This is a genomic window from Pantoea sp. 1.19 (assembly GCF_001922585.1).
GTDB lineage: Bacteria > Pseudomonadota > Gammaproteobacteria > Enterobacterales > Enterobacteriaceae > 1-19.
Genome location: NZ_MRBS01000011.1, coordinates 31,837 through 54,880, shown reverse-complemented (window position 1 = coordinate 54,880; position 23,044 = coordinate 31,837). Strand labels below are relative to the sequence as shown.

Annotated in this window: 24 protein-coding genes, 2 tRNA genes and 1 rRNA gene; 18 read left to right on the top strand and 9 right to left on the bottom strand. The window is 62.7% G+C overall.

Annotation, left to right across the window (positions count from 1 at the left end):
* Window positions 1-2: 2 nt before the first annotated feature.
* Both rrf and BS626_RS16695 read left to right on the top strand, forming a co-directional pair.
* Window positions 3-118 (top strand): 5S ribosomal RNA (rrf, locus tag BS626_RS16700).
* Window positions 119-220: 102 nt separating this feature from the next.
* A tRNA-Asp gene (locus tag BS626_RS16695) sits at window positions 221-297 on the top strand.
* Window positions 298-322: 25 nt separating this feature from the next.
* On the opposite strand, the gene yafC is transcribed toward BS626_RS16695, so the two are convergent.
* Complete coding sequence (yafC, locus tag BS626_RS16690) at window positions 323-1,291, bottom strand: DNA-binding transcriptional regulator YafC (protein WP_083615984.1); 969 nt, start codon at window positions 1,289-1,291, stop codon at window positions 323-325.
* A 741-nt stretch (window positions 1,292-2,032) separates the two neighbouring features.
* On the opposite strand from yafC, the gene BS626_RS16685 reads away from it, so the two are divergent.
* Window positions 2,033-2,827 (top strand): endonuclease/exonuclease/phosphatase family protein, encoded by a 795-nt coding sequence (locus BS626_RS16685; protein WP_075183518.1) that lies wholly within the window; start codon window positions 2,033-2,035, stop codon window positions 2,825-2,827.
* Between the two features lie 147 nt (window positions 2,828-2,974).
* Here BS626_RS16685 and mltD read toward each other — a convergent pair whose 3' ends face one another.
* Window positions 2,975-4,348, bottom strand: coding sequence for a murein transglycosylase D (gene mltD, locus BS626_RS16680; RefSeq protein ID WP_075183512.1), 1,374 nt, complete (start codon window positions 4,346-4,348; stop codon window positions 2,975-2,977).
* Between the two features lie 67 nt (window positions 4,349-4,415).
* Window positions 4,416-5,171: a hydroxyacylglutathione hydrolase gene (gene gloB, locus BS626_RS16675; RefSeq protein WP_075183511.1), complete on the bottom strand. Its 756-nt coding sequence runs from the start codon at window positions 5,169-5,171 to the stop codon at window positions 4,416-4,418.
* Between the two features lie 38 nt (window positions 5,172-5,209).
* Here gloB and BS626_RS16670 point away from each other — a divergent pair, with 38 nt between their 5' ends.
* Window positions 5,210-5,929 (top strand): class I SAM-dependent methyltransferase, encoded by a 720-nt coding sequence (locus tag BS626_RS16670; RefSeq protein ID WP_075183510.1) that lies wholly within the window; start codon window positions 5,210-5,212, stop codon window positions 5,927-5,929.
* Here BS626_RS16670 and rnhA read toward each other — a convergent pair.
* Window positions 5,926-6,396: a ribonuclease HI gene (gene rnhA / locus BS626_RS16665; protein ID WP_075183509.1), complete on the bottom strand. Its 471-nt coding sequence runs from the start codon at window positions 6,394-6,396 to the stop codon at window positions 5,926-5,928. The genes BS626_RS16670 and rnhA overlap by 4 nt on opposite strands.
* A 52-nt stretch (window positions 6,397-6,448) precedes the next feature.
* On the opposite strand from rnhA, the gene dnaQ reads away from it, so the two are divergent.
* Both dnaQ and BS626_RS16655 read left to right on the top strand, forming a co-directional pair.
* On the top strand, window positions 6,449-7,180 hold the full coding sequence (gene dnaQ / locus BS626_RS16660) for a DNA polymerase III subunit epsilon (RefSeq protein ID WP_075183508.1): 732 nt from the start codon (window positions 6,449-6,451) through the stop codon (window positions 7,178-7,180).
* A 133-nt stretch (window positions 7,181-7,313) separates the two neighbouring features.
* Window positions 7,314-7,390, top strand: a tRNA-Asp gene (locus BS626_RS16655).
* A 592-nt stretch (window positions 7,391-7,982) separates the two neighbouring features.
* Here BS626_RS16655 and BS626_RS16650 read toward each other — a convergent pair.
* On the bottom strand, window positions 7,983-9,476 hold the full coding sequence (locus BS626_RS16650) for an NCS1 family nucleobase:cation symporter-1 (RefSeq protein ID WP_075183507.1): 1,494 nt from the start codon (window positions 9,474-9,476) through the stop codon (window positions 7,983-7,985).
* A gap of 137 nt (window positions 9,477-9,613) precedes the next feature.
* On the opposite strand from BS626_RS16650, the gene BS626_RS16645 reads away from it, so the two are divergent.
* The 3 genes from BS626_RS16645 to puuE are packed head-to-tail and all read left to right on the top strand — an operon-like array spanning window position 9,614 to window position 12,021.
* Window positions 9,614-10,321, top strand: coding sequence for a GntR family transcriptional regulator (locus tag BS626_RS16645; protein ID WP_075183506.1), 708 nt, complete (start codon window positions 9,614-9,616; stop codon window positions 10,319-10,321).
* A gap of 8 nt (window positions 10,322-10,329) precedes the next feature.
* Window positions 10,330-11,067 carry an allantoin racemase gene (gene hpxA, locus BS626_RS16640; protein WP_170870482.1) on the top strand — a complete coding sequence of 246 codons (738 nt, stop codon included), beginning with the start codon at window positions 10,330-10,332 and terminating at the stop codon, window positions 11,065-11,067.
* A gap of 9 nt (window positions 11,068-11,076) precedes the next feature.
* Window positions 11,077-12,021, top strand: coding sequence for an allantoinase PuuE (puuE, locus tag BS626_RS16635; protein ID WP_075183504.1), 945 nt, complete (start codon window positions 11,077-11,079; stop codon window positions 12,019-12,021).
* Window positions 12,022-12,055: 34 nt separating this feature from the next.
* Here puuE and hpxZ read toward each other — a convergent pair whose 3' ends face one another.
* From hpxZ to BS626_RS16615, 4 genes are read right to left on the bottom strand one after another with little or no spacing between them, the layout of a single operon-like run.
* Complete coding sequence (gene hpxZ / locus BS626_RS16630; RefSeq protein WP_075183503.1) at window positions 12,056-12,430, bottom strand: oxalurate catabolism protein HpxZ; 375 nt, start codon at window positions 12,428-12,430, stop codon at window positions 12,056-12,058.
* Window positions 12,420-13,829, bottom strand: a complete 1,410-nt coding sequence (locus BS626_RS16625; RefSeq protein ID WP_075183502.1) for an AtzE family amidohydrolase — start codon at window positions 13,827-13,829, stop codon at window positions 12,420-12,422. The genes hpxZ and BS626_RS16625 overlap by 11 nt, the downstream gene beginning before the upstream one ends.
* Window positions 13,826-14,017 carry an oxalurate catabolism protein HpxX gene (hpxX, locus tag BS626_RS16620; RefSeq protein ID WP_075183501.1) on the bottom strand — a complete coding sequence of 64 codons (192 nt, stop codon included), beginning with the start codon at window positions 14,015-14,017 and terminating at the stop codon, window positions 13,826-13,828. Before hpxX ends, BS626_RS16625 begins: the two co-directional genes overlap by 4 nt.
* Before the next feature lie 11 nt (window positions 14,018-14,028).
* Window positions 14,029-15,615 carry a gamma-glutamyltransferase family protein gene (locus BS626_RS16615; RefSeq protein ID WP_075183500.1) on the bottom strand — a complete coding sequence of 529 codons (1,587 nt, stop codon included), beginning with the start codon at window positions 15,613-15,615 and terminating at the stop codon, window positions 14,029-14,031.
* Window positions 15,616-15,770: 155 nt separating this feature from the next.
* Between BS626_RS16615 and BS626_RS16610 the strand changes: the two genes are divergently transcribed.
* The 9 genes from BS626_RS16610 to uraH all read left to right on the top strand — a co-directional run bounded on the left by BS626_RS16610 (window position 15,771) and on the right by uraH (window position 23,004).
* Window positions 15,771-16,610: a MurR/RpiR family transcriptional regulator gene (locus BS626_RS16610; protein ID WP_075183499.1), complete on the top strand. Its 840-nt coding sequence runs from the start codon at window positions 15,771-15,773 to the stop codon at window positions 16,608-16,610.
* 197 nt (window positions 16,611-16,807) lie between these two features.
* On the top strand, window positions 16,808-17,593 hold the full coding sequence (locus BS626_RS16605; RefSeq protein ID WP_075183498.1) for a transporter substrate-binding domain-containing protein: 786 nt from the start codon (window positions 16,808-16,810) through the stop codon (window positions 17,591-17,593).
* Between the two features lie 10 nt (window positions 17,594-17,603).
* On the top strand, window positions 17,604-18,269 hold the full coding sequence (locus BS626_RS16600; protein WP_075183497.1) for an amino acid ABC transporter permease: 666 nt from the start codon (window positions 17,604-17,606) through the stop codon (window positions 18,267-18,269).
* Window positions 18,266-18,925, top strand: a complete 660-nt coding sequence (locus BS626_RS16595) for an amino acid ABC transporter permease (RefSeq protein ID WP_139308850.1) — start codon at window positions 18,266-18,268, stop codon at window positions 18,923-18,925. The genes BS626_RS16600 and BS626_RS16595 overlap by 4 nt, the downstream gene beginning before the upstream one ends.
* Window positions 18,906-19,643 (top strand): amino acid ABC transporter ATP-binding protein, encoded by a 738-nt coding sequence (locus tag BS626_RS16590; protein ID WP_075183496.1) that lies wholly within the window; start codon window positions 18,906-18,908, stop codon window positions 19,641-19,643. Before BS626_RS16595 ends, BS626_RS16590 begins: the two co-directional genes overlap by 20 nt.
* A 16-nt stretch (window positions 19,644-19,659) precedes the next feature.
* Window positions 19,660-20,898, top strand: a complete 1,239-nt coding sequence (locus tag BS626_RS16585) for an alanine--glyoxylate aminotransferase family protein (RefSeq protein ID WP_075183495.1) — start codon at window positions 19,660-19,662, stop codon at window positions 20,896-20,898.
* The gene (gene hpxK, locus BS626_RS16580; protein ID WP_075183494.1) at window positions 20,898-22,178 is read left to right on the top strand and encodes an allantoate amidohydrolase; all 1,281 of its coding nucleotides are present in this window, start codon (window positions 20,898-20,900) and stop codon (window positions 22,176-22,178) included. The genes BS626_RS16585 and hpxK overlap by 1 nt, the downstream gene beginning before the upstream one ends.
* Window positions 22,175-22,672, top strand: coding sequence for a 2-oxo-4-hydroxy-4-carboxy-5-ureidoimidazoline decarboxylase (gene uraD, locus BS626_RS16575; RefSeq protein ID WP_205949627.1), 498 nt, complete (start codon window positions 22,175-22,177; stop codon window positions 22,670-22,672). Before hpxK ends, uraD begins: the two co-directional genes overlap by 4 nt.
* Complete coding sequence (gene uraH, locus BS626_RS16570) at window positions 22,669-23,004, top strand: hydroxyisourate hydrolase (protein ID WP_075183493.1); 336 nt, start codon at window positions 22,669-22,671, stop codon at window positions 23,002-23,004. Before uraD ends, uraH begins: the two co-directional genes overlap by 4 nt.
* The last annotated feature ends 40 nt before the right edge of the window (window positions 23,005-23,044 follow it).

Below are 23,044 nucleotides of genomic sequence, written 5' to 3'. Positions count from 1 at the left end.
TGCCTGGCGGCTGTAGCGCGGTGGTCCCACCTGACCCCATGCCGAACTCAGAAGTGAAACGCCGTAGCGCCGATGGTAGTGTGGGGCCTCCCCATGCGAGAGTAGGGAACTGCCAGGCATCAAATTACGACCAGACGCTGGTCATGACCGTTTCGGTGACGCGAATCGGGCGAGTTACCTGAAGCACGCACGCAATAGCGGGCATCAGTACAGAATCGGTGGAGCGGTAGTTCAGTTGGTTAGAATACCTGCCTGTCACGCAGGGGGTCGCGGGTTCGAGCCCCGTCCGTTCCGCCACTTTATACAGACCCTGACGTCATCGTCAGGGTCTTTTTTTTTGTCCCGTGTTTTTCTGTTTATCTCCCGGTATCCCGATCCCGCTCGCTTCCTGACAGTAAAAAGGCTGCGTACGCACATATTCAATCAGGCAATCGATAAACACCCGGATGCGGCTGCTTACTGATCGATCGCTGTAATACACCGCGTTAAAAGGCATCTTCACCGGCAGGATCTGCTCGCTAAACAGCGCGACCAGGCTTCCGTCTGCGATCTCGGCATCAATCATGTAATCCGACAGGCAGGCAATGCCGTTACCGGTTAAACAGAGCTGTTTAACGGTTTCTCCGCTATTTGACGAGGAAGCGGGCGTAATCGTGACCGGCTCCCCGCCCGAGCGCATCAGCGGCCAGCGATTCAGCCCGGGCGCATCAACAAAACCGATACATGCATGTGTGGCCAGGTCATCAGCCACCTGCGGTGTTCCCCACCGGGTGAGATAGTCCGGGGAGGCAACGATGCGTCGGTAACTGGTAAACAGCGGTCGGGCACGCAGCGTCGAATCGTTCAGATTACCGGCGCGAATGGCCACATCCACATTGCGCTCAATCAGGTTAATCAAATTTTCTGAAGAGATGAGCGACAGCTGGATCTGAGGGTATCGCGAGCGAAAACCATGAATCATTGGCATCAGCAGATGCAGGATTACCGGCGTCGCGGCGTCGACGCGCAGCACGCCTGACGGCGATTGTCGGCTGGCGATCAGATCGTTCTCCGCGGCGGCCAGCTCCCGCAACAGGTGCTGAACGCGACGAAAATAGTGTTCTCCCTCCTGCGTCAGGCTGAGTTGGCGGGTGGTGCGGGCCAGTAGCGTCACCCCCAGCCGGGCCTCCAGTTTCTTGACCGCCCGACTGACGGCGGAATTAGCCATATCCAGCCGCTGTGCCGCGCGGCTAAAGCTGCCGCTTTCCACCACGGCGACAAAAATGCGCAGTTCGTCAGAGTGGGCTTTCATTATTGCTCCTGTCGCAAAACGTTGCCGGGATGTTGCCCTATTTTGCGATTAAAGCACGGCGTAACACTGCACGCCATCCGGCCCTTACCTTCAGCAGAGAAGGCAACGCACACCGCTGCGATCGCTCCCGGCTATTCGCGCGTCGGGCGGCGGCTTACTGAGCACAGTGAAGCCGCCGCTGGCGGAATATACGCCATTCGCGGTGAGCGACATTCTGCCCGGCTACGGTGTGACGATAGCGGCAGATACACCCGGGGGAGGACGTCCGGCCGAGCGTTGGGGAGCTCCCCAGGCAATGACGCTACCTTTTGCTGACCGGACGGCGTCGCTGCCGCCGTTCCCATGCCTCCGTAGCACGGTCGGCTGCTGCGGTAACCGCGCCGGCAACGGAGATTATGGCCGTTGGCAACCGTTCCCGGCAGCAGGCCGGCGAGCGGCCACAGGCGGAGCGCTAGATGACAGAGTCGGCATCCGGTTTTATTGTGCCGGTATTACGGCGGGGCCGGCCATCGGTAGACCACCTCTCAGACGCCCCGGGCCGGCGGGCCGGCGTGGCCACTCTAACGGCGCCGCATCCTGTTAACCGCCCGCGAAGGCGCTGGCGGCGGAGTCCTGCGGTGCGGATACGCGCCGTTTCATTTCCTTACGTAACGGTGCGCAGAATGGGACGAGGTTGATTGCATCACTTCGCGCGGATCTATACCTTAAACAGGATAGAGTGATCAGAGGATGGCGTCAGACGTGCGTAAAAAGACCTATGCAATGCGGTATACAGCAGGACAGCCTGCCGAGCGGATCTTTCCGCCCGCCGCGATGCTTCACGTGGGTCAGGCGCTTCCTCCCGGAGAACCCCTGCCAATGCAGGAGCGCCTGCGCGTGCTGGTTTGGAATATCTTCAAGCAGCAGCGCGCCGAGTGGCTGTCGGTACTGCAGAATTTTGGCAAAGATGCGCATCTGGTTCTGCTGCAGGAGGCGCAAACCACCCCCGAACTGATCCAGTTTGCCACTACCCACTATCTGGCAGCCGATCAGGTTCCGGCATTTGTACTGCCTCAGCACCCCTCCGGAGTGATGACGCTGGCGGCGGCCCATCCGGTCTACTGCTGCCCCCTGCGCGAGCGCGAGCCGCTGCTGCGGCTGTCGAAATCAGCGCTGGTCACCGCCTATCCCTTACCGAATCAGCAGACGCTGATGGTGGTCAATATCCACGCGGTGAATTTCAGTCTCGGCATTGACGTCTACAGCAAGCAGCTGGGACCGATTGGCGAGCAGATCGCCCATCATCAGGGGCCGGTGATCATGGCCGGTGACTTTAACGCCTGGAGCCGCCAGCGGATGAATGCGCTCTATCGCTTCGCCCGCGAGATGGGGCTACGCGAGGTACGCTTTACCGACGATCATCGCCGTACGGCCTTTGGTCGGCCGCTCGATTTTGTTTTTTATCGCGGTATGCTGGTCAGTGCGGCTTCGGTGCTGGTCACGCGCGCCTCCGATCACAACCCTCTGCTGGTGGAGTTTTTCCCCGCGCCGGCGTGACGCTGGACGCAATAAGCGGCGCGCAGCACGGGGGCGGGTCGGGGAGGGGAGGATGAGGCGACAGGTGACCTCACCGGACTGTGCTCGACAGCGGCTGAAGTACGCGAGAGGCATAAAAAAAGAGCCGCAGTGCGGCTCTTGTTGTTGTTAGCTGTCTGGCCTGTCATCTTTGCTGATGTAGAGCGTCAGCTCATCGCCTGGACGCAGGCTTTTCACGCTGGAAATGGAACTGTTCCAGCGCATCACATCTTTGATGTCAACACCATGACGTTTCGCGATGCTGGAGATGGAGTCTCCCTTGCGGACGCGATAAGTAATGTTGCTGTTGTCGGCTAACGCGCCGCCCGCGTGCAACACCTGACCCGGCTTGATGGCCACGCCGCGCAGGTTATTGGCGCTTTGCAGCGTCTTCACCGATACGCCCATCCGCGCCGCCACGCCCGACAGGGTATCCCCCCGGCGCACCACGTAGCGCTGAGACTGGCGATCGCTGTTGGCCGCCAGCTGCTGTGCGGGCTGTACGGCAGCGATATCGCCACTGGCCAGCGAGTTACGCAGTTTAGCGACGTTCGACTTGGGCACCATGATGTAGTGCGGTCCGTTTGGCGCCGTTTTACCTTTGGTATAGCCGGTATTGAAGCTCTTCAGCCGGTTCAGCGACATGCCGGCCATGTCGGCGGCTTGCGTCAGCTCAATCTGCTGTCCCACTTCAACCCGCGCCAGCGCGCGACTCTCATTGGTCGTCGGCAGGCGGATACCGTAACGCCGGTTATGCTTAAGCAGTTCTCCCAGCGCCAGCATTTTGGGCACGTAAACGGTGGTCTCACGCGGCAGCGACAGGCTCCAGAAATCCGTGGCTTTCCCTCGCGCCCGATTGGCCTTGATGGCGTTTAACACGCGCCCTTCACCGCCGTTGTACGCGGCCACGGTCAATAACCAGTCGCCGTCAAACATGCGGTTTAATCGCTGCATCATATCCAGGGCGACTTTCGTTGACGCCACTACGTCGCGACGTCCGTCATACCACTGATTATGTTTCAAACCATAGTTGCGCCCCGTGGCCGGAACAATCTGCCAAATGCCGGCGGCATTTGCGCTCGATGTTGCGTGGGGGTCAAAAGCGCTCTCCACTATGGGTAGTAGTACCAGTTCCATCGGCATATTACGTTTCTTAATCTGCTCGACTATCCAGTACATATACGGCTCTGCCCGTAATGTTACATCGTGGAGATAGCTCTTATTTCTCAGGTACTTCTGTTTTTGCTCACGGATCCGGGCATTTTCCGGAACCTTCATCTTCAGCTCGTCACCAATGAAACGCCACAGATCGCGATCTTTTGCGAGTCCGGTTCCGTCATCCTGCCATCGCGGGGAGAGGAAACGATCGGTGGCATCGTCCGTTTCAGTTTGACCAGCCGAAGACAAACTCTGTGCATGCTGATCGGGAATACGGGCATCGTGTTGCGATGCCTGACAGCCGACCAGCAAGACCGAGGCGAATAAGATCGCTTTAGCCTTCATGTGTGTGTCAACAGTTGCTTAAAAGACGAGCAATGATACTGGCTCGGGGACGGCAACACAACCCTTTTTAAAATCGATCCTTCTTTTGGCGCAGGGTGGCAAATACCTCCCACGGCCGTTCAGGTGGCGAAGTAAAGCCAATCTTTCTTTGTAATTCATGGTCTTGTGTTCTGAGAAAAAGATTAACTTTACGCTCTTTTTCCAGCCTTGAAGGTAAGGTAATGTCCTGGTTCTTCCGGCGTTGTACAATTTCCGCGTAATAAGCCGCAATTTCCGCCTCTTCTGGCCAGATTGCATTAGCGAATTTCATGTTCGATTCGGTGTACTCGTGACCGCAGCACACCAGCGTGTTGTCGGGCAGCTGGTCAATTTGCTGAAAAACACCATACATTTGCTCTGCGGAGCCTTCAAACAGGCGTCCACAGCCGCCGGAAAACAGCGTATCACCGCTAAACAGATAAGGCGCGCTGTAAAACAGTACGTGTCCCAGCGTGTGGCCCGGTGCGGCGAATACCTGAAACGTCCGACCCAGCAGCGTGATGGTGTCTCCCGGTACCACCACTTGGGTCGCCCCCTTATCTGCGGTTTCCTGTGGGCCATACACCGCCAGAGTGGGGTAGTGCGCCAGCAGGTCCGCCACGCCGCCGACGTGATCGTGGTGATGATGCGTCAGCAGAATCGCCACCGGGTTACTGCCGCGCGCATCCATATCGGCCAGCACCGGACTGGCTTCACCGGGATCGACAATCACGCACTGTCCGGCGTCGTCGGTCAGCGTCCAGATGTAATTATCGGTTAATGCAGGAATACTGTTAAGATTCATACTGACCTCCAGTGCGGATGAAACAGAGAGGGTAAAGCATGAGGCCGGCGAAAACACGCCAAATTCTTACCGCACCCTTAACATGGCGTGCCATGAGCGGCGGCGAGCGCTTTCGGGAGACGCTGACCCAGCAGCTGCAGCCCATGCTGGGGAAAATGTACGGTTGCCATCTGCTTAAGTTGGGCGCACTCAGCGCGCAAATCAACACTGAGGCCTGTGCCATCTCGCATCAGGTGAACGTTGCGCCGGCCGGAGAGGGGCTGCAGGTGCAGGCGGACCTGACGCAGCTGCCGTTCGCTTCAAAATCCGTTGATGCCTGCCTGCTGGCGCACACGCTGGCGTGGAGCCCTGACCCGCACGCGGTTCTGCGTGAAGTGGATCGGATTTTGATTGACGACGGCTGGCTCATGCTCAGCGGTTTTCATCCGGCCAGCCTGCTGGGCCTCGGCAAGCTGCTGCCCTGGGTGCGGCAGCGTGCGCCATGGAACAGCCGCCTGTTCAGTCAGGTGCGGCTAATCGACTGGCTGCATCTGCTTAATTACGAGGTGGTGTGGTGCAGCCGTTTTCAGGTGTTGCCCGGCAACGGGCGCGGCGGGCGGTTGATCAGCACCCATTTGCCGGCGCTCGGATGTCAGCAGCTGTTAGTGGCCCGCAAACGCACCTTTCCGCTGATTAAAACGCCGGCGCGGCGTGCGGCGGGGCAGGCCAGCATCCGTACGGTGGTGGGGGCCGCGCGGCATCTGCGCTCAAAGCGTTAGGCTTTCTCGGCCAGATAGCCATGATCTTCCTGCGTCGGCGCGCCGGCGGCGCGGCGCGCCAGCTCATCGCAGCGCTCGTTCTCCGGATGGCCGGCGTGCCCTTTTACCCACTGCCACTCAATCTGATGCGATGCCAGCGCGCGATCGAGCCGCTGCCAGAGATCGACGTTTTTTACCGGTTTTTTATCGGCGGTTTTCCAGCCGCGCTTTTTCCAGTTATGGATCCAGCTGGTAATGCCCTGGCGTACATACTGACTGTCGGTGCTGAGCACCACCTGACACGGCTCATTCAGTGCTTCCAGCGCCACAATCGCCGCCATCAGCTCCATGCGGTTATTGGTTGTCAGCCGGTAACCGGCGCTGAAGGTTTTCTCGTGCTGACGCCAGCGCATGATCGCGCCGTAACCGCCGGGCCCCGGATTGCCCAGGCAGGAGCCGTCGGTGAAAATTTCTACCTGCTTCATCATCTCTGGTAGACTTCCCTCTGATAAAACGGCAAGTCTGACATAAACGAGAGCCATGAGCACAGGAATAACGCGCCAAATCGTCCTTGATACGGAAACCACCGGCATGAACATGGTGGGAGCCCACTATGAGGGGCATCGCATCATCGAAATCGGCGCCGTCGAGGTGGTGAACCGCCGCCTGACCGGCAACAACTTCCATATGTACCTGAAACCGGACCGCCTGGTCGATCCGGAAGCCTTCGGTGTCCACGGTATTGCCGACGAGTTCCTCGTCGATAAGCCTGCGTTTGGCGAGATCGTCGATGAGTTTCTCGACTATATTCGCGGGGCGGAGCTGGTCATTCATAACGCCAGCTTTGATATCGGCTTTATGGACTACGAGTTTTCCCTGCTTAAGCGCGATCTGCCGAAGACGGAAACGTTCTGTCAAATCACCGACAGCCTGGCAATGGCGCGGCGGATGTTCCCGGGCAAGCGCAACAGCCTTGACGCGCTCTGCTCCCGTTATGAAATCGACAACAGCAAGCGTACGCTGCACGGGGCGCTGCTGGATGCCGAAATTTTGGCAGAAGTGTATCTGACGATGACCGGGGGCCAGACGTCGCTGGCCTTCTCCGCCGAGGGTGAACGGCAGCAGTCCCGGGAAGGTGAGGGAATTCAGCGCATCACCCGTCCGGCCTCCGGGCTGCGGGTCATTGCCGCCAGCGAGGCCGAAGTGCTGGCGCACGAGTCGCGGCTGGATCTGGTGATGAAAAAGGGCGGAAGCTGCCTCTGGCGCGGATAAGCGGTTGAAAAAAAGCCAAAACCGGTAGGGTGAGATGAAAAAAGCGCCAGTCGCCAGCGCGATGTAAAAAAAGCATTGACGGCGCCGAACGCGAACCGTAATATTCGCCTCGTTCCCGACGGGGGACAAGCGCGGAGCGGTAGTTCAGTTGGTTAGAATACCTGCCTGTCACGCAGGGGGTCGCGGGTTCGAGCCCCGTCCGTTCCGCCAAAATTCAAAAAGGCCGATTCTCCGGAATCGGCCTTTTGTCGTTGCTGCTGCGGATAATGCCGCCCGCAGTCGACGCGCTGGCCGCAGGGCGGAAGTTAATCACGCCCGTTACAACCTTCGCTAATCCCCCTCTGACACGCTCAGCCGGCGCCTGCTGGGCAAATTGCCTTTCATCATGACGCCCTTTTTTCGCCTGCATCCGTGAGAGGGCCTGCGCACGTCCGCGCGGTACATCTGCTGCGCCCATCGCGCATCCGCCCCCGTCAGATCAGCGCGGGGAGTGGCTGATTCTGCCGGCGGTCAATATTGTCACCAGGGGGCAGCACAGCGGCAACGCACGGTGGGTCAACACGCCACGCGGGTGCCTGGCCATCCGCCGGGGGGCGTACTGGCACGCTGGGCTGGCGCTTAGCGGCGGCGCGCCTGACAGGACGGCGCGGCGTGATGGGGCGGCCTGACGTACGGGAAGCTGGCAGAAGACCCGACGGGAATAAGAGGCGGCGGCGTCAGCAGGAACGGCCTGCGCCTGGCGCCTCCCGGGCTGGAACCGTCGGGCGATCGGCCGGCCCTCGTGAGAGGGCCGCTGCCCGGATCACTCTTTCTGCATCGTCAGCGGTGCGGCATAGTCAGCGGCCTGCGGCAGACGCTCGGCGCGGGCCAGCCAGCGGTAGGTTGCACCGCCGAGAAAGGCACCAATAAACCAGCTAAAGTTCGCCACCGCGTGCAGGGCGGGAATAAAACTGATCGTCAGCCCAATCGCCACCGCCGGCAGCAGGGCGGCAATCGCTTTCGGGTTAACGCCGCCGCGATACCAGTAGCGGCCGGTGGGGGTGTCATTGAACAGATCGTCGACGTGCACGGTGCCGCGTTTAATCAGATAAAAATCCGCCAGCAGAATGCCAAACAGCGGGCCGATAAACGCGCCGAGCACGTCCAGCGTATAATGGATAAGCTCCGGTGACTGGAACAGGTTCCACGGCGTCAGCAGTACCGAGCCCACTGCCGCAATCATGCCGCCGGTGCGAAAGCTGATTTTTTGCGGCGAGCAGTTAGAAAAATCAAATGCCGGTGAGACAAAGTTAGCGACAATGTTAATGCCGATAGTGGCAGTAATCATGGTCAGCAGGCCGATCGCCACGGCCAGGTCGTTGCCCACCATGCTCACGGTCTCAATCGGGTCGGTGATCATCCGGCCAAACAGCGACTGGGTACCGGACACAATCACCACCGTCACCACCGAGAACAGCAGGAAGTTAAACGGCAGCCCCCAGCGGTTACCGCGGCGGATCTCGCCCATGCTTTTACCGTAGCGCGAAAAGTCACCGAAGTTCAGCAGTGGGCCGGAGAAGTAGGAGACCACCAGGGCAATGGCGGTAATCATCTGCCAGCTCTGCTCCCCGACGCTCAGGGATTGACTGGCGAGGGTAAACGAAATGCCGTCAAACCCAGTTTTGTATACAATCCAGCCAGCCAGTGCGACCATCACCACATACACCGCCGGACCCGCCACATCAATAAAGCGCTTGATCGCATTCATCCCGTGCCAGAACACCATCGCCTGCAGCAGCCACATGATGCCAAAACAGATCCAGCCGAGGGTCGACAGTCCCAGCCAGCTGTGGGTGGTCAGGCTGGCCAGCGACGGCCAGAATTTCAGAGCAATCAGCAGCATCGCGTTTGAGGCCAGCCAGGTTTGAATACCGTACCAGGCGAAGGCAATCAGACCGCGGATCACCGCCGGAATATTGGCACCGAACACGCCGAAGGCCTGACGGCAAATTACCGCGTAGGGCACGCCGGCCATCTGACTCGGTTTGGCCACCAGGTTAGCGCACAGCTGGACAATGCCGATCCCTATCAGCAAGCAGAGCAGCACCTGCCAGCTGGCGAGGCCGAGCGTAAAGAAGCTGGCGGCCACCACGTAGCCCCCCATGCTGTGCACGTCGGACATCCAGAAGGAGAAGATGTTATACCAGCTCCAGTTTTGGTCGCGAGTCGGGGCAAGGTCCTCGTTACACAGGCGGGGACTGTAAGCTCCGTGAGCGTCATGCGCTGGCGCCGGGCGTTGATGTTCACTGTTTGGCATGAAACCTGCTCCTGTTAATGATATCGGTGGTGATACATCGGCGTTGCAGGAATCAGGCCAGGCCAGCATTCTTGTATACAAAAAAAAGAAAAGCTGTGTACATTGAGGCGGTGTAACGCTGTGACGTGGAGTATGAAATGAAGCAAGTAACCCCGCTGCGGGCGGCATCAGACCTGCAAGATAAGGATGAACCCATCTTTCAGGCGTTGCTGACCGCCATTGTGGAGCACCGGCTGCCGCCGGGCAGTAAATTACCGGAAGAAGCGCTTTCGGCGACCTTCGGCGTCAGCCGCACCGGCATTCGAAAAGTGCTGCAGCGCCTCGCCGCGGTGCAAATGGTCACGCTGCTGCCCCGCCGCGGTGCGCAGGTGGCGACCCCGGGCGCCGTCGAGTCGCGCGATATCTTTCGCACCCGCGCGCTGCTCGAATGCGCCAACCTTGATGCGGTCGTGGCGCACTCCCGGCCGGCGGACCTGGCGGCGCTGCGTGCGCTCTCGGCACAGGAAGCCCGGGCGCACCAGCAGCAGGACGGGACGGCGGCGATTCGCCTGTCGGCGCAGTTTCATCTCCGGCTTCAGGCCATTGCCGGTAACCGGGTATTAAACGATCTGGTGACCCGGCTGACCCAGCGCTCCTCGCTGGCGATTGCCGCCTGGGGCGCTCCCTGGCAGCAGGGCTGCCGCTGCGACGATCACGATCGACTGATTGCGCTGCTGGATCAGCGGGATCTGCCGGCTCTGCAGTCGGCGATGCGCCACCATTTTGATCATATTGTTGCCAGCCTGCGCTTTGGCGAGGTAGGTGACAGCGTGCCGGACTTTGCCCGGCTCTTTCCCCGACAGTGAGTGGAGTCATCATGTCCGTAGTGATTCAGGTTATCAATCCCAACACCAGCGCCGCGATGACGGCGAGCATCGGCCGCGCAGCGCAGGCGGTGGCCGCACCGGGCACCGAGATCCTCGCGGTCTGCCCCAGCCAGGGCGTACCGTCAATCGAAGGCCATTTTGATGAAGCGGTGGCGGCGGTCGGCGTTCTGGAGCAGGTGCGGCAGGGACGTCAGCAGGGCGTGCAGGGTCATATTATCGCCTGCTTTGGCGATCCGGGGCTGCTGGCGGCGCGCGAACTGGCGCAGGCGCCGGTGATTGGCATTGCCGAGGCGGCGTTCCATTTTGCCACGCTGGTCGCGACCCGCTTTTCGGTCGTCACCACCCTGCCGCGCACGCTGACCATTGCCCGTCACCTGCTACAGCAGTACGGCTTCAGCCATCACTGCGCGGCGCTGCACGCGATCGATCTGCCGGTATTGGCGCTGGAAGACGGTAGCGGCCTTGCGCAGGAAAGCGTGCGCGAGCGCTGCCTGCAAGCGAAGCGCGAAGATGGCTGCGGTGCCATCGTACTGGGCTGCGGCGGCATGGCTGATCTGGCGCAGACGCTCACCGCCGAGCTCAATATGCCGGTGATTGACGGGGTCACCGCCGCCGTCAAGCTGGTGGAGTCGCTGGCCGCGCTGCGTCTTACTACCAGCAAGCACGGCGATCTGGACTACCCGATTACCAAACCCCTGAGCGGCCTGTTCCGCAATCTTAACTGAGGCCCCGCCATGACCGATCTGCAAGCGTTACTGAATCAGCCTTACCCGCGCGATCTGCGCGGCTATGCCGGCCGGCCGCCGCACGCGGCCTGGCCTGACGGCGCGCGCATTGCCGTACAGTTTGTGCTGAACTACGAAGAGGGTGCGGAAAATCACGTGCTGCACGGCGACGCCGGATCGGAGCAGTTTCTGTCAGACATTATCGGCGCGGCCAGTTATCCCGATCGCCATATGTCGATGGATTCCCTGTACGAATATGGCTCGCGCGCCGGATTCTGGCGCATTCACCACGAATTTGTTCGCCGCGGCCTGCCGCTCACCGTGTTTGGCGTGGCGATGGCGCTGGCGCGCCACCCGGAGGTGGTGGCGGCGATCCGTGACGCCCACTACGACGTGGTCAGCCACGGCTGGCGCTGGATCCACTATCAGCACATGGACGCAGAGCAGGAGCGTCAGCATATGCGGCAGGCGGTTGCGATACTGCGCGAACTGTTTGGTCAGGCGCCGACCGGCTGGTATACCGGCCGCGACAGTCCGAACACCCGGCGGCTGCTGGTGGAGGAGGGTGGTTTCACCTGGGACAGTGACTACTACGGCGACGATCTGCCGTTCTGGACCCGGGTGAGCTGCAGCGATGGCCGCGTGAAGCCGCATCTGATAATCCCCTACACGTTGGAATGCAACGACATGCGCTTTGCCACGCCGCAGGGCTTCAATACCGCCGAGCAGTTCTATACCTACCTGAAAGACAGCTTTGATGTGCTGTACGCCGAGGGGGAAACCGCGCCGAAGATGATGTCGGTGGGGATGCACTGCCGGCTGCTGGGGCGGCCCGGTAAGTTCCGCGCCCTGCAGCGTTTTCTGGATCATATCCAGCAGCATGAAAAAGTCTGGATTTGCACCCGCCAGCAGATTGCCGACCACTGGCAGGCCACGCATCCCTGTCGCGACTAAGCGACGACGCGCCCCGCAGGGGGCGCAGACGCCATCAGCTCATCAGACTGACCTGCGCGGCAACAATCCGCCAGCCGACGGGCAGCCTCACCCACGTTTGCTGTTGCCGCCCCACTTTATTGCTGCCCTCGCGGGTAAATTCCGTGCTGCACACCGCCACATCCTCACCAAACGTGGTGATCACCGTATTTCGCAGCTGGCGCATCAGCCCGGCGGCGGAACGGGCGGCGCGAAATTCGCGGATCTGGCTGATACCGTACAGGTTCTCTCCGGCCCCCAGGCGTACGGTGCGTTCATCGTGCCAAAACAGGTCGTCGAGAACGGCGGTGTCGTTACCGATCAGCGCCTGCTCATAGCGGTAAAAGGCCGCGGTGACCGCGGCCAGCGTTTCAGGATGATTAATGATCATGCATCGGCTCCAGCGTCGCCGGAGTGGCGACGGTTAATCCCTGTTGTTCCAGCCGCTGCGCGGCGCGCAGGCAGTGATCCTCGCGAAACGGCGCGGCGATCAGCTGTACGCCGATCGGCAGGCCGGATGCGCTGCGCAGCGGAGCGGTGGTGACCGGCAGGCCGAGAAAGGAGATCGGCTGCGTCAGCATCCCCATACTGGCCTTGATGTTCACTTCGCTGCCGTTCAGGCGCAGCGTTTGCTGGCCCACCGGCGTGGCGCAGCAGGGAGTAGCGGGAGCCAGCAGGACGTCGACCTTGTCAAAAGCCGCCAGTGCCTCCTGCTGAAACGCACGGCGAAACCGCTGCGCCTGAAGCGCCCAGGCGGCGGGCATCATTGCGCCGGCCAGCAGGCGTTCGCGCGAGTTGGGCTCAATGCGATCCGCCGCCGTGCGCAGCGCCGGCAAATAGTGGTTCCCCGCCTCGGCGGCGGTCAGCAAAAAGGCGGCGTTGCGCGCCAGCCCGGCCTGCGGCCAAACGATCTCCGTCCGGGCATCCAGCGCGTCCGCCGCGCGCTGCACGGCCTGAAGCGCATCAGCATCGGCCCAGTGGTGAAACCAGCCGCCCAGTACCCCGATCCGCAGCGGTGACTCATCGGCATTCAGGCGCGCGCTGAGCGGTTCAGCGGCGCGCGGCGCCTGAAACGGATCCGCCGGATCCGCGCCCTGCAGCACATCATACACCAGCACCAGATCCGCCACGCTGCGGGCGAACGGGCCGATATGATCGAGGCTGGCCACGAACGGCTGACTGCCGCTGCGCGACAGGCGGCCAAAGGTCGGTTTCAATCCAAAAATACCGCACAGCGACGCCGGCACGCGGATCGACCCGTTGGTGTCACTGCCGAGGGAGAAAGGCACCACCCCGGCGGCCACGGCCGCCGCCGAACCGCCGGATGAACCGCCAGCGATGCGGGTCAGATCGTGGGGGTTACGGGTCGCGCCGTAGTGGCTGTTTTCGGTGGTAAAGCCATAGGCGTAGGCATCCATGTTCAGCATGCCGCTGAGCAGAGCCCCGGCTTCACTTAGCCGACGCACGGCAAAAGCGTCCTCGCGGGCGGCGGGGCGATCGGCAAACAGCTGCGCGCCGGCCAGCGTGGTGTGGCCGCGAACGTCAAACAGGTTTTTCACCGCATACGGAATGCCGGCCAGCGGTGGCAGCGCTTCGCCGCGCGCGCGGCGGGCATCGATGCGATCCGCTTCGGCGCGCATTCGGGCGCCGGTTACCGTGGTCCAGGCGTTAATTTGCGGATTGACTGCGCTGAGGCGCGCCAGCGTGGCCTCGGCCAGTTCGCGGGCGCTCAGTTCACCGCACCGGATACGCTGCTGCATCTCTCGCAGAGAGAGGGTGAGGATGCTCATGGATGAAATACCCCCGCAACTTCCAGCCGCTCATCCAGCGGGCAGGCCATCAGCGGCGCGGCCATCGCGGCAATGCGGGCAAACTGCACCCGCAGCTCGGCGCGGCGGGCGTCGTCCAGCGGCACGCCCAGCGCCCGCTCCATCTGTAACAAATAGTCCGCCCAGTCGGGCTCTGCCTGATGTTGCATATTCGCTCCTGTTAATATCCGGCCGCGCTGCCGTTGCTGCGCGGATCCCATGCCCCTTCCAGCATGCCGTCGGGGTGACGTACGATGGCGCCGGCGTGGCCAACGGTTTCGCTGAACGGCGTCAGCCACTCGACGTCATGCCCGCGCGCGCGCAGCGCCGCCGCCGTTTCCGCTGAAAAACGCTGCTCCAGCTTCAGGCTGTCGGAGGTTTGCCCCCAGGTGCGGCCCAGCAGCCAGCGCGGTGCGGACACTGCCTCTTGCAGCCCCAGTCCCTGCACCACGTGGCGGGTAAAAATCGCCGCCTGAGTTTGCGGCTGACCGTCACCGCCCATTGAGCCCCAAACCATCACCCGGCCGTCGCGCAGGCGCGCCGCGGCGGGATTCAGGGTATGAAACGGCTGTTTGCCCGGGGCCAGCGCCAGCAGGTGCGTCGGATCGAGGCTGAAAGAGGCGCCGCGGTTTTGCCAGACGATGCCGGTTCCCGGCAGTACCACGCCGCTGCCAAACTCGTGGTACAGGCTCTGAATAAACGACACCGCCAGGCCGCTGCGATCGACCACCCCCATCCACACGGTATCGCCGGGGCCTTTACCGGCTCCCCAGGGCAGGGCCTGACGGTCGCAGACCTGCGCGGCCAGCCGATCGAGATGTTCGCCGTGCAGCAGCGCGGCGATGTCGGTGCGCAGCTGGCGTGGATCGGTGATGTGCGCATCGCGCAGGCCAAAGGCCAGCTTGGTGGCTTCAACCACGCGGTGGACGGTATCGGCATCATTGGCGTTCGCCATCGCCAGCCGATCGGTGATGCCGAGGATTGCCAGCGACACCAGTCCCTGGGTCGGCGGCGCAAGGTTAAACACCTCGCCTTGACGGTGTGCCAGGCGCAGTGGCATGGTCCGAACTGCCCGCTGCTGCTGCAGATCCCCGGCGACGATCGGCATGCCCAGGGTCGCCATTCCCGCCGCCAGGCGCTCGGCCAGCGCGCCGCGGTAAAAGCTTTCCAGTCCGGCTTCACTCAGGTGGCGCAGCGTGGCGGCCAGCGCCGGCTGGGTAAAGCGCTGGCCGGCGCGCGGCAGCTCGCCGCTCATCAGGTAGGTATCGCGAAAGCCCGGCTGCGCGTGCAGTTCGGCGTATTTACCGGCGGTGGCCGCCGCCTGGGATGCGGTGACCGGGATCCCGTCGCTGGCGTAGCGTATCGCATCGCTCAGCAGGCGCGGCAGCGGCAGCGGGGTACCGCCCAGATCGCGGGACACCGTCAGGGCCTCCTGCCAGCCGCTGACGGTACCGGCCACGGTCAGCGCCGCCTGCGGCCCGCGGATCGGGATCTGCTGCTGCCCGGCATAGCGGCTCAGATCGGCCAGCGCGCCGGCGCGACCGCTGGCGTCAATCGCCACCGGCTCTCCCTGCGGCGGCACAATCAGCCAGAAGCCGTCGCCGCCGAGGCCGTTCATATGGGGATAGACCACCGCGATGCTGGCGGCGGCGGCGACCATCGCTTCAATGGCATTGCCGCCGTCGCGCAGCACCGCCAGCGCGCTCTGGCTGGCCAGGTGGTGCGGCGTCACCGCCATTCCCTGTGGAGAAAAGTTACTGTGCAACATACGTGAGGCTCCGGGTCGGGTTACCGAGGTGAAACGAAAGTTTGCAAAAGCTGTACCAGCTTTTTCTGCGGCGGGGGAACCCGGCGGTATAGTGCTTATTGGCACTCTATTTGTATGGCGGTAGACTCACTGAAACAAACGTTACAGGAACGCCTATGCAACAGCTTGATGAACGTCTGAAAAGCCACTATGCCCGGCTGTCGCCGCAGGAGCAGCGGGTGGCGGACTTTGTCTTCGACCACTTTGACGATCTGATCGGCTATAACAGCGCCGAGCTGGCGCGGCTCAGCGGCGTCTCAAAAGCCACCGTCAGCCGACTGTTTAAGCGGCTGGGTTATGAAAAATACAAAGAGATGCGCGATGAGCTGCGCACTCTGCGCCAGAGCGGTATGCCGCTCACCGATCACCGTGACGCCGTGCAGGGTAATACCCTGCTGGCGCGCCACTATAAGCAGGAGATGGCCAACCTGACCGCATGGGTCAATCAGCTGGATGCCGCGCAGTTTGCTGACGTGGCGGCGGCGCTGGCTGACGGCCGGCGCCTGTACATTATTGGCATGCGTAACTCGTGGCCGCTGGCGCTGCATCTGCGGCAGCAGCTGCTGCAGAGCCGTGCGCAGGTGCATATTTTGCCGCAGCCGGGGCAGACGCTGGCGGAGGAGCTGGTGGATATCGGCCCGGAAGACTGCGTCGTGGTGCTGGCTTTTCGCCGGCGTTCGCGGCTGATCAAGCCGCTGCTGACGCAGCTGCAGAGCCGACACATTCCGGTGGTGGTGCTGTGTGAACCGCAGGCGCAGGCGATTCGCGCGCTGGCGCGCTGGCCGCTCTGCGTTCCGCTGGACAGCGTCTCCGCCTTTGACAGCTATGCCGCCGCCAACAGCCTGATTAACCTGCTGGCCAATGCGGTACTGCACGCGCGGCTGGCCGCCGGCCGCCAGCGTATCCACCACATCGCCGCGCTTTATCAGCAGTTGGATGAGCTAGAGCAGCGATAACGGGGCACCCCTTTGGTGCTTTGCGCCGGAACGGTGCAGACCATCGGCGCAGCGGAGGCCCAAAAGCGGCGCGGCAAAACCGGGCTAACCCGCCCGCACTCACTGTTTTAACGCGGCGACGATCCCTGGCACATTAGTTGCAGAAAGTATTATCAAGAATCTTTTGTTTCATGTTCTGATAACCGGGGAGAGTAACGATGAAAAAGCTGTTATTGGCCGCCATGAGCGCGGCAGTGCTGTTGACCCAGATAGCGCCGGCGCAGGCTGACCAACTGGCGGATATCGAAAAGCGCGGCGTGATCCGCATCGCCGTGCCGCAGGATTTTCCGCCCTTCGGGTCGGTTGGCACCGATCTCCAGCCGCAAGGCTATGACATCGATATGGCGAAATATCTCGCCAACCAGCTGAAGGTCAAACTGCAGCTGGTGCCGGTCACCAGCGCGAACCGCGTGCCGTATTTGCAAACCAATAAAGTGGACCTGGTGATCTCCAGCCTCGGCAAAAACCCGGAGCGTGAAAAAGTGATCGATTTCAGCCGCGCCTATGCGCCGTTCTTCCTTGGCGTGTTTGGTCCGCAGGCGACAGCGCTGAAAACGGCGGCGGCGCTGAGCGGGAAATCGATCGGCGTCACCCGCGGCGCGGTGGAAGACATGGTGTTGAGCGAGGTGGCGCCGAAAGACGCACAGCTTAAGCGCTACGAAGATAACAACACCACGCTGTCGGCGTACCTTTCCGGGCAGGTGCAGTACGTGGCGACCGGTAATCTCGTGGTGGCCGCCCTTACCCGGCAGAACGCCGCCAAAGCGCCGGTGGCGAAGTTTATGCTGAAGGATTCGCCGTGCTTTATTGGCCTGCGGAAAAATGAACCGGCGCTGAAGGCCAGGGTGGATGCGCTGATTGCGCAGGCGATGCGCGATAACACGCTGAATACGCTGTCGGAAAGTTGGCTGAAAGCGCCACTGCCGGCCGGCTTCGGCGCATAAGGGCGGGCGGATGATCGGACAACTCAACTTTGCCGCGCTCTGGCCAATGTGGCCGGAGCTGCTAGCCGGGCTGTGGGTTACCGTGCAACTGACGGTGATGGCGACGCTGGGTGGGGTGACGCTCGGCATCCTCGGCGCGTGGCTGCGCAGCGGCCGCGCCAACTGGGCCAGCCGACTGTGGGGCGTTTACGTCGAGCTGATCCGCAATACGCCGTTCGTGGTACAGCTGTTTTTCATTGTCTTCGGCTTGCCTAACCTGGGGCTAAAGCTGACCGCCGGTGAGGCGGCGCTGCTGGCCATGATCATCAACCTTGGCGCCTACAGCACCGAAATCATTCGCGCCGGTATTCAGGTGACGCCGAAAGGGCAGTGGGAGGCGGGGCGGGTGCTGGGCCTGAGCCGCACGCAGACCTTTCTGCGCGTGGTGCTGCCGCCGTCACTGGCGCGGATTTACCCGGCGCTGGTCAGCCAGTGCATCATCGTGATGCTCGGTTCGTCGGTGGTCTCGCAGGTGTCGTATGAAGAGCTGACCTTCGCCGCCAACCTGATTCAGTCGCGGACTTTTTTAAGCTTTGAAGTCTACCTGGTCGCCACGCTTATCTATCTCGGATTATCGATCGCCATGCGTCAGCTGCTGCTGGCCATTGGTCGCAAATGGCTGGGGGTGACCGCATGATGACGACCTTTACCGACTGGGACATTATTCGTAATTTGCTGCTGGCGGCCCGCTGGACGGTGGCGCTGTCGCTGGTGGCGTTCTTCGGCGGCACGCTGGTCACGCTGCCGCTGCTGCTGATCCGCCTGCTGCGCCGCCGATGGCCCAACCGGCTGATCCGCGCTTACATCGAACTGTTCCAGGGGACGCCGCTACTGATGCAGCTGTTTCTGGCTTTTTTTGGCGTGGCGCTGTTTGGCATCGACGTCTCGCCGTGGACCGCCGCCTCGCTGGCGCTGACGTTCTACACCAGCGCCTTCCTGCTGGATATCTGGTACGGCAGCGTACTGGCGCTGCCGAAAGGGCAGTGGGAGGCCTCGCGCTGCCTTGGCCTTAGCTTCAGTCAAACCCTGTGCCGGGTAGTTGCGCCGCAGGCGCTGCGCATCGCCATTGCGCCCACCGTCGGTTTTGCCGTGCAGGTGATCAAAGGTACCGCACTGGCGTCGATCATCGGCTTTGTCGAGCTGACTAAGGCCGGCACGATGCTGAACAACGTGACCTACCAGCCGTTCAAGGTTTTTGGCCTGGTGGCGCTGGGCTACTTCCTACTGTGCTGGCCGCTGTCCCGCTACAGCCAACATCTGGAGAAAAAATTCAATGCCGCTCATCACCATTAATCAGGTGCAGAAATTCTACGGCAGCAATCACGTGCTGAAAGGGGTTGATCTGGATGTTGACGCCGGCGAGGTGATCTCGATCATCGGCCGCAGCGGATCCGGTAAAAGTACGCTGCTGCGCTGCATGAACGGGCTGGAAAGTTATCAGGACGGCAGCATCAAGCTGGGCGGGATGACCATCACCAGCCGCGACGCGCAGGCGCGGGAGATCAGCCGCTCGGTGGGGATGGTGTTTCAAAACTTCAATCTGTTCCCGCACATGACCGCCCTCGAAAACGTAATGCTGGCGCCGCGGCGGGTGCTGAAAAAACCGGCCGCCGCGTGCCGGGCGCTGGCGCAGCAGATGCTGGAAAAAGTCGGCCTGGGCGAGCGCCTCGACTACTATCCCGCCAGCCTCTCCGGCGGCCAGCAGCAGCGGGTGGCGATCGCCCGCGCGCTGGCGATGTCACCGAAGGTGCTGCTGTGCGACGAGATCACCTCAGCGCTGGATCCCGAGCTGGTCGGCGAAGTGTTAAAAGTGCTTGAGCAGTTAGCCAAAGAGGGGATGACGCTGATTCTGGTCACCCACGAAATGAATTTTGCCCGCGAAGTGGGCGACCGCGTGGTGTTTATGCATCAGGGACGGGTCTGGGAGCAAGGCGACAGCAAAACGCTGTTTGCCGCGCCGCAAACCACCGAGCTGAAGCAATTTATCTCCTCCGTACGCGGCCTGAACTAACGATAAGGAACCTCAGATGGATATCACGCAGTTCTCGCAAATCAATCCGCCGTCGCGTCTGCTGATGGGGCCGGGGCCGATCAACGCCGATCCGCGCATGCTGCGCGCGATGTCGGCGCAGCTGGTCGGGCAGTACGATCCGGCGATGACCGGCATGATGAACGAAGTGATGGCGCTGTATCGCGGCGTTTTTCGCACGCAAAACCGCTGGACGATGCTGGTTGATGGCACCTCGCGCGCCGGGATCGAAGCGGTACTGGTCTCGGCAATCCGCCCCGGCGATCGGGTACTGGTACCGGTATTCGGCCGTTTCGGCCACCTGCTGTGCGAAATCGCTCGCCGCTGTCGCGCCGAGGTGCACACCATCGAGGTGCCGTGGGGCGAAGTCTTTACGCCCGACGCGGTAGAAGAGGCTATCAAAAAAGTGCGGCCGCGGCTGCTGCTTACCGTGCAGGGCGACACCTCGACCACGATGCTGCAGCCGCTGGCCGAGCTGGGGGAGATCTGCCGCCGACACGACGTGCTGTTCTACTGCGACGCGACCGCCTCGCTGGCGGGTAACGTGCTGGAAACCGACGCCTGGGGGCTGGATGCGGTCTCCGCCGGGCTGCAAAAGTGCCTCGGCGGGCCGTCGGGCACTGCCCCCGTGACCCTCAGCGACAAGCTGGCGGAAACCATTCGCCAGCGTAAACGCGTCGAGGCGGGGATCCGCACCGCGGCCCACCGCGACGGCGATGACGAGATGATTTGGTCGAACTATTTCGATCTCGGGATGATCATGGATTACTGGGGGCCGGAGCGCCTGAACCACCACACCGAGGCCACCTCCGCGCTGTACGGCGCGCGCGAATGCGCCCGGCTTATCCTGCAGGAGGGGCTGGACGCCGGCATCGCCCGCCACAAGCTGCACGGTGAGGCAATGCTCACCGGCATCCAGCATATGGGGCTGGAGACCTTCGGCGATCTGCGACACAAAATGAACAACGTGCTGGGCGTCGTGATCCCATCCGGGATCCACGGCGATCGGGTGCGCCAGCTGATGCTGGACGACTTTGGCATCGAAATTGGCACCTCGTTCGGTCCGCTACACGGCAAGGTGTGGCGCATCGGCACGATGGGCTACAACGCGCGAAAAGATTGCGTAATGCAAACGCTGAGCGCGCTGGAAGCGGTGCTTAACCATCTCGGCTTCCGCACCGTACAGGGCGCGGCGCTGCAGGCGGCGTGGGACCATTACCGCCGTGAGGCGCACTGATGGCGGCCGTGTCGTTTAGCGCCGACGAGGCCGCGGCGGCGGCGGCGCGGGTCATGGCGCGCTGCGATGCGCTGGCGGAGATCAGCGAAACGCCGGGGGCGCTTACCCGCGTGTATCTGTCTCCGGAGCATCTGCGCGCTAATCAGCGGGTCGGTGAGTGGATGCAGGCCGCCGGGATGCGCGTCTGGCAGGACAGCGTCGGTAACATCTGCGGTCGCTATGAGGGGCTGACCGTGGACGCGCCGGCGCTGCTGCTCGGTTCGCACCTGGATACCGTACGCAACGCCGGCCGCTATGACGGCATGCTCGGTGTGCTCACCGCGATTGAGACCGTCGCCTGGCTGCATCGGCAGCAGCGACGGCTGCCGCAGGCGATCGAAATTGTCGGCTTTGCCGATGAAGAGGGCACCCGTTTTGGCATCACCCTGCTCGGCAGCCGCGGGCTGACCGGCCGCTGGCCGGCGGCGTGGAGCACCCAGCCGGATGGCAACCGCATTACCGTCGCCGAGGCGATGGCCGATGCCGGCCTGGATGCCGCCCGCATCGGCGAGGCGGCGCGTGAGGTCAGCCATATCAGCGCCTACCTTGAGCTGCACATTGAGCAGGGGCCGGTGCTGGAGCAGTCAGGGCTGGCGCTCGGCGTGGTCACCGCCATCAACGGCGCCCGCCGGCTTAACTGCGGCTTTGTTGGCCACGCCGGCCACGCCGGAACGGTGCCGATGAGTCACCGTCAGGATGCGCTGGCGGCGGCGGCGGAGTGGATGGTCGCCATTGAGCAGCTGGCCCCGCGCCGCGGCCGCGACCTGGTGGCGACGGTGGGTGCCCTGCAGTGTCTGCCGGGGGCGGTGAACGTCATTCCCGGCGAGGTCAACCTGACGCTGGATGTGCGCGGACCGGAAGAGGCGCCGCTGGCGGCGCTGCTGGCCGATCTGCTGCGCACGGGAGAGACGATCGCTCAGCGTCGCGGCGTGCGCTTCCACGCTGAGGAGTATTATGCGATCCCGGCGACGCCGTGCGATCCCGCCCTGCAGGCGGCGATTAGCACCGCGGTGGCGCAGGTGCAGGGGCGTTCGCTGGCGCTGCCGAGCGGTGCCGGTCACGACGCGATTGCCATCGCCGAACGCTGGCCGGTGGGGATGCTGTTTGTGCGCTGTCGCGGCGGCGTCAGCCACCATCCGGCGGAGGCGGTTCAGGCAGAAGATGTGGCGCTGGCCATTCAGGCGTACAGCCTGGTGGTACAGCGCGTGGCCGGCGGTCACGTTAGCGGGGAGGCCGCATGATCACCCTTGAGGACTTCAACCGGCTCGAGGCCGAACAGGCGCGGGCCGCCATAGCGCACTGCGTGGCTCTTCCGGCCTGGCAGCAGGCGCTGGTGGCCGCGCGGCCCTTTGCCAGCCGGAGCGAACTGTTTGCCCAGGCGCAGCGACTGATGGTCAGCTGGCAGGCGGCGGATCTGGACCGTGCGCTCGGCGGCCATCCGCGCATTGGCGAACGCGCCGTCGGCAGCAGTCGCGCGGCGGCACTGTCGCGCGGGGAGCAGGCGTCGCTCAGCGACAGCGACGCCGCCACGCAGGCGGCGCTGCGGCAGGGCAACGCCGACTATGAGGCGCGCTTTGGCCGCGTTTTTCTGATCCGCGCGAAGGGGCGCAGCGCGCAGGCGATGCTCACCGCCCTGCGGCAGCGCCTGACGCTTTCTCCGCAGCAGGAGCTGGCCGAAGCGCTGGCGCAGCTGCGCGACATCACCCAATTACGCCTTGAGGAGACCATCGCATGAGCACCCTCAGTACCCACGTTCTTGACACCGCGCTGGGCCGCCCGGCGGAAGGGATTAGCATCGTGCTGGAACAGTGGCTGCCCGACGGCTGGGTTCATCTGCACGCCGGCATCACCGACGGAGATGGCCGCATCCGCCAGCTATCACCGGCGCCGCTGGCGGCGGGGCGCTACCGGCTGGTGGCCGCGCTGAGCGACTATTTTCAGCGCAGTGGACGCCCGTCGCTCTGGCCGCAGGCGCAGATTGATGTGCAGCTGCCCGGAGATGAGGCGCACTACCATCTGCCTTTTTTGATAACCCCCTGGTCATGGTCCACCTACCGGGGTAGCTAATCCGCTAAACGGGCGCGGCGCGCCCGATGACCAACAGGAC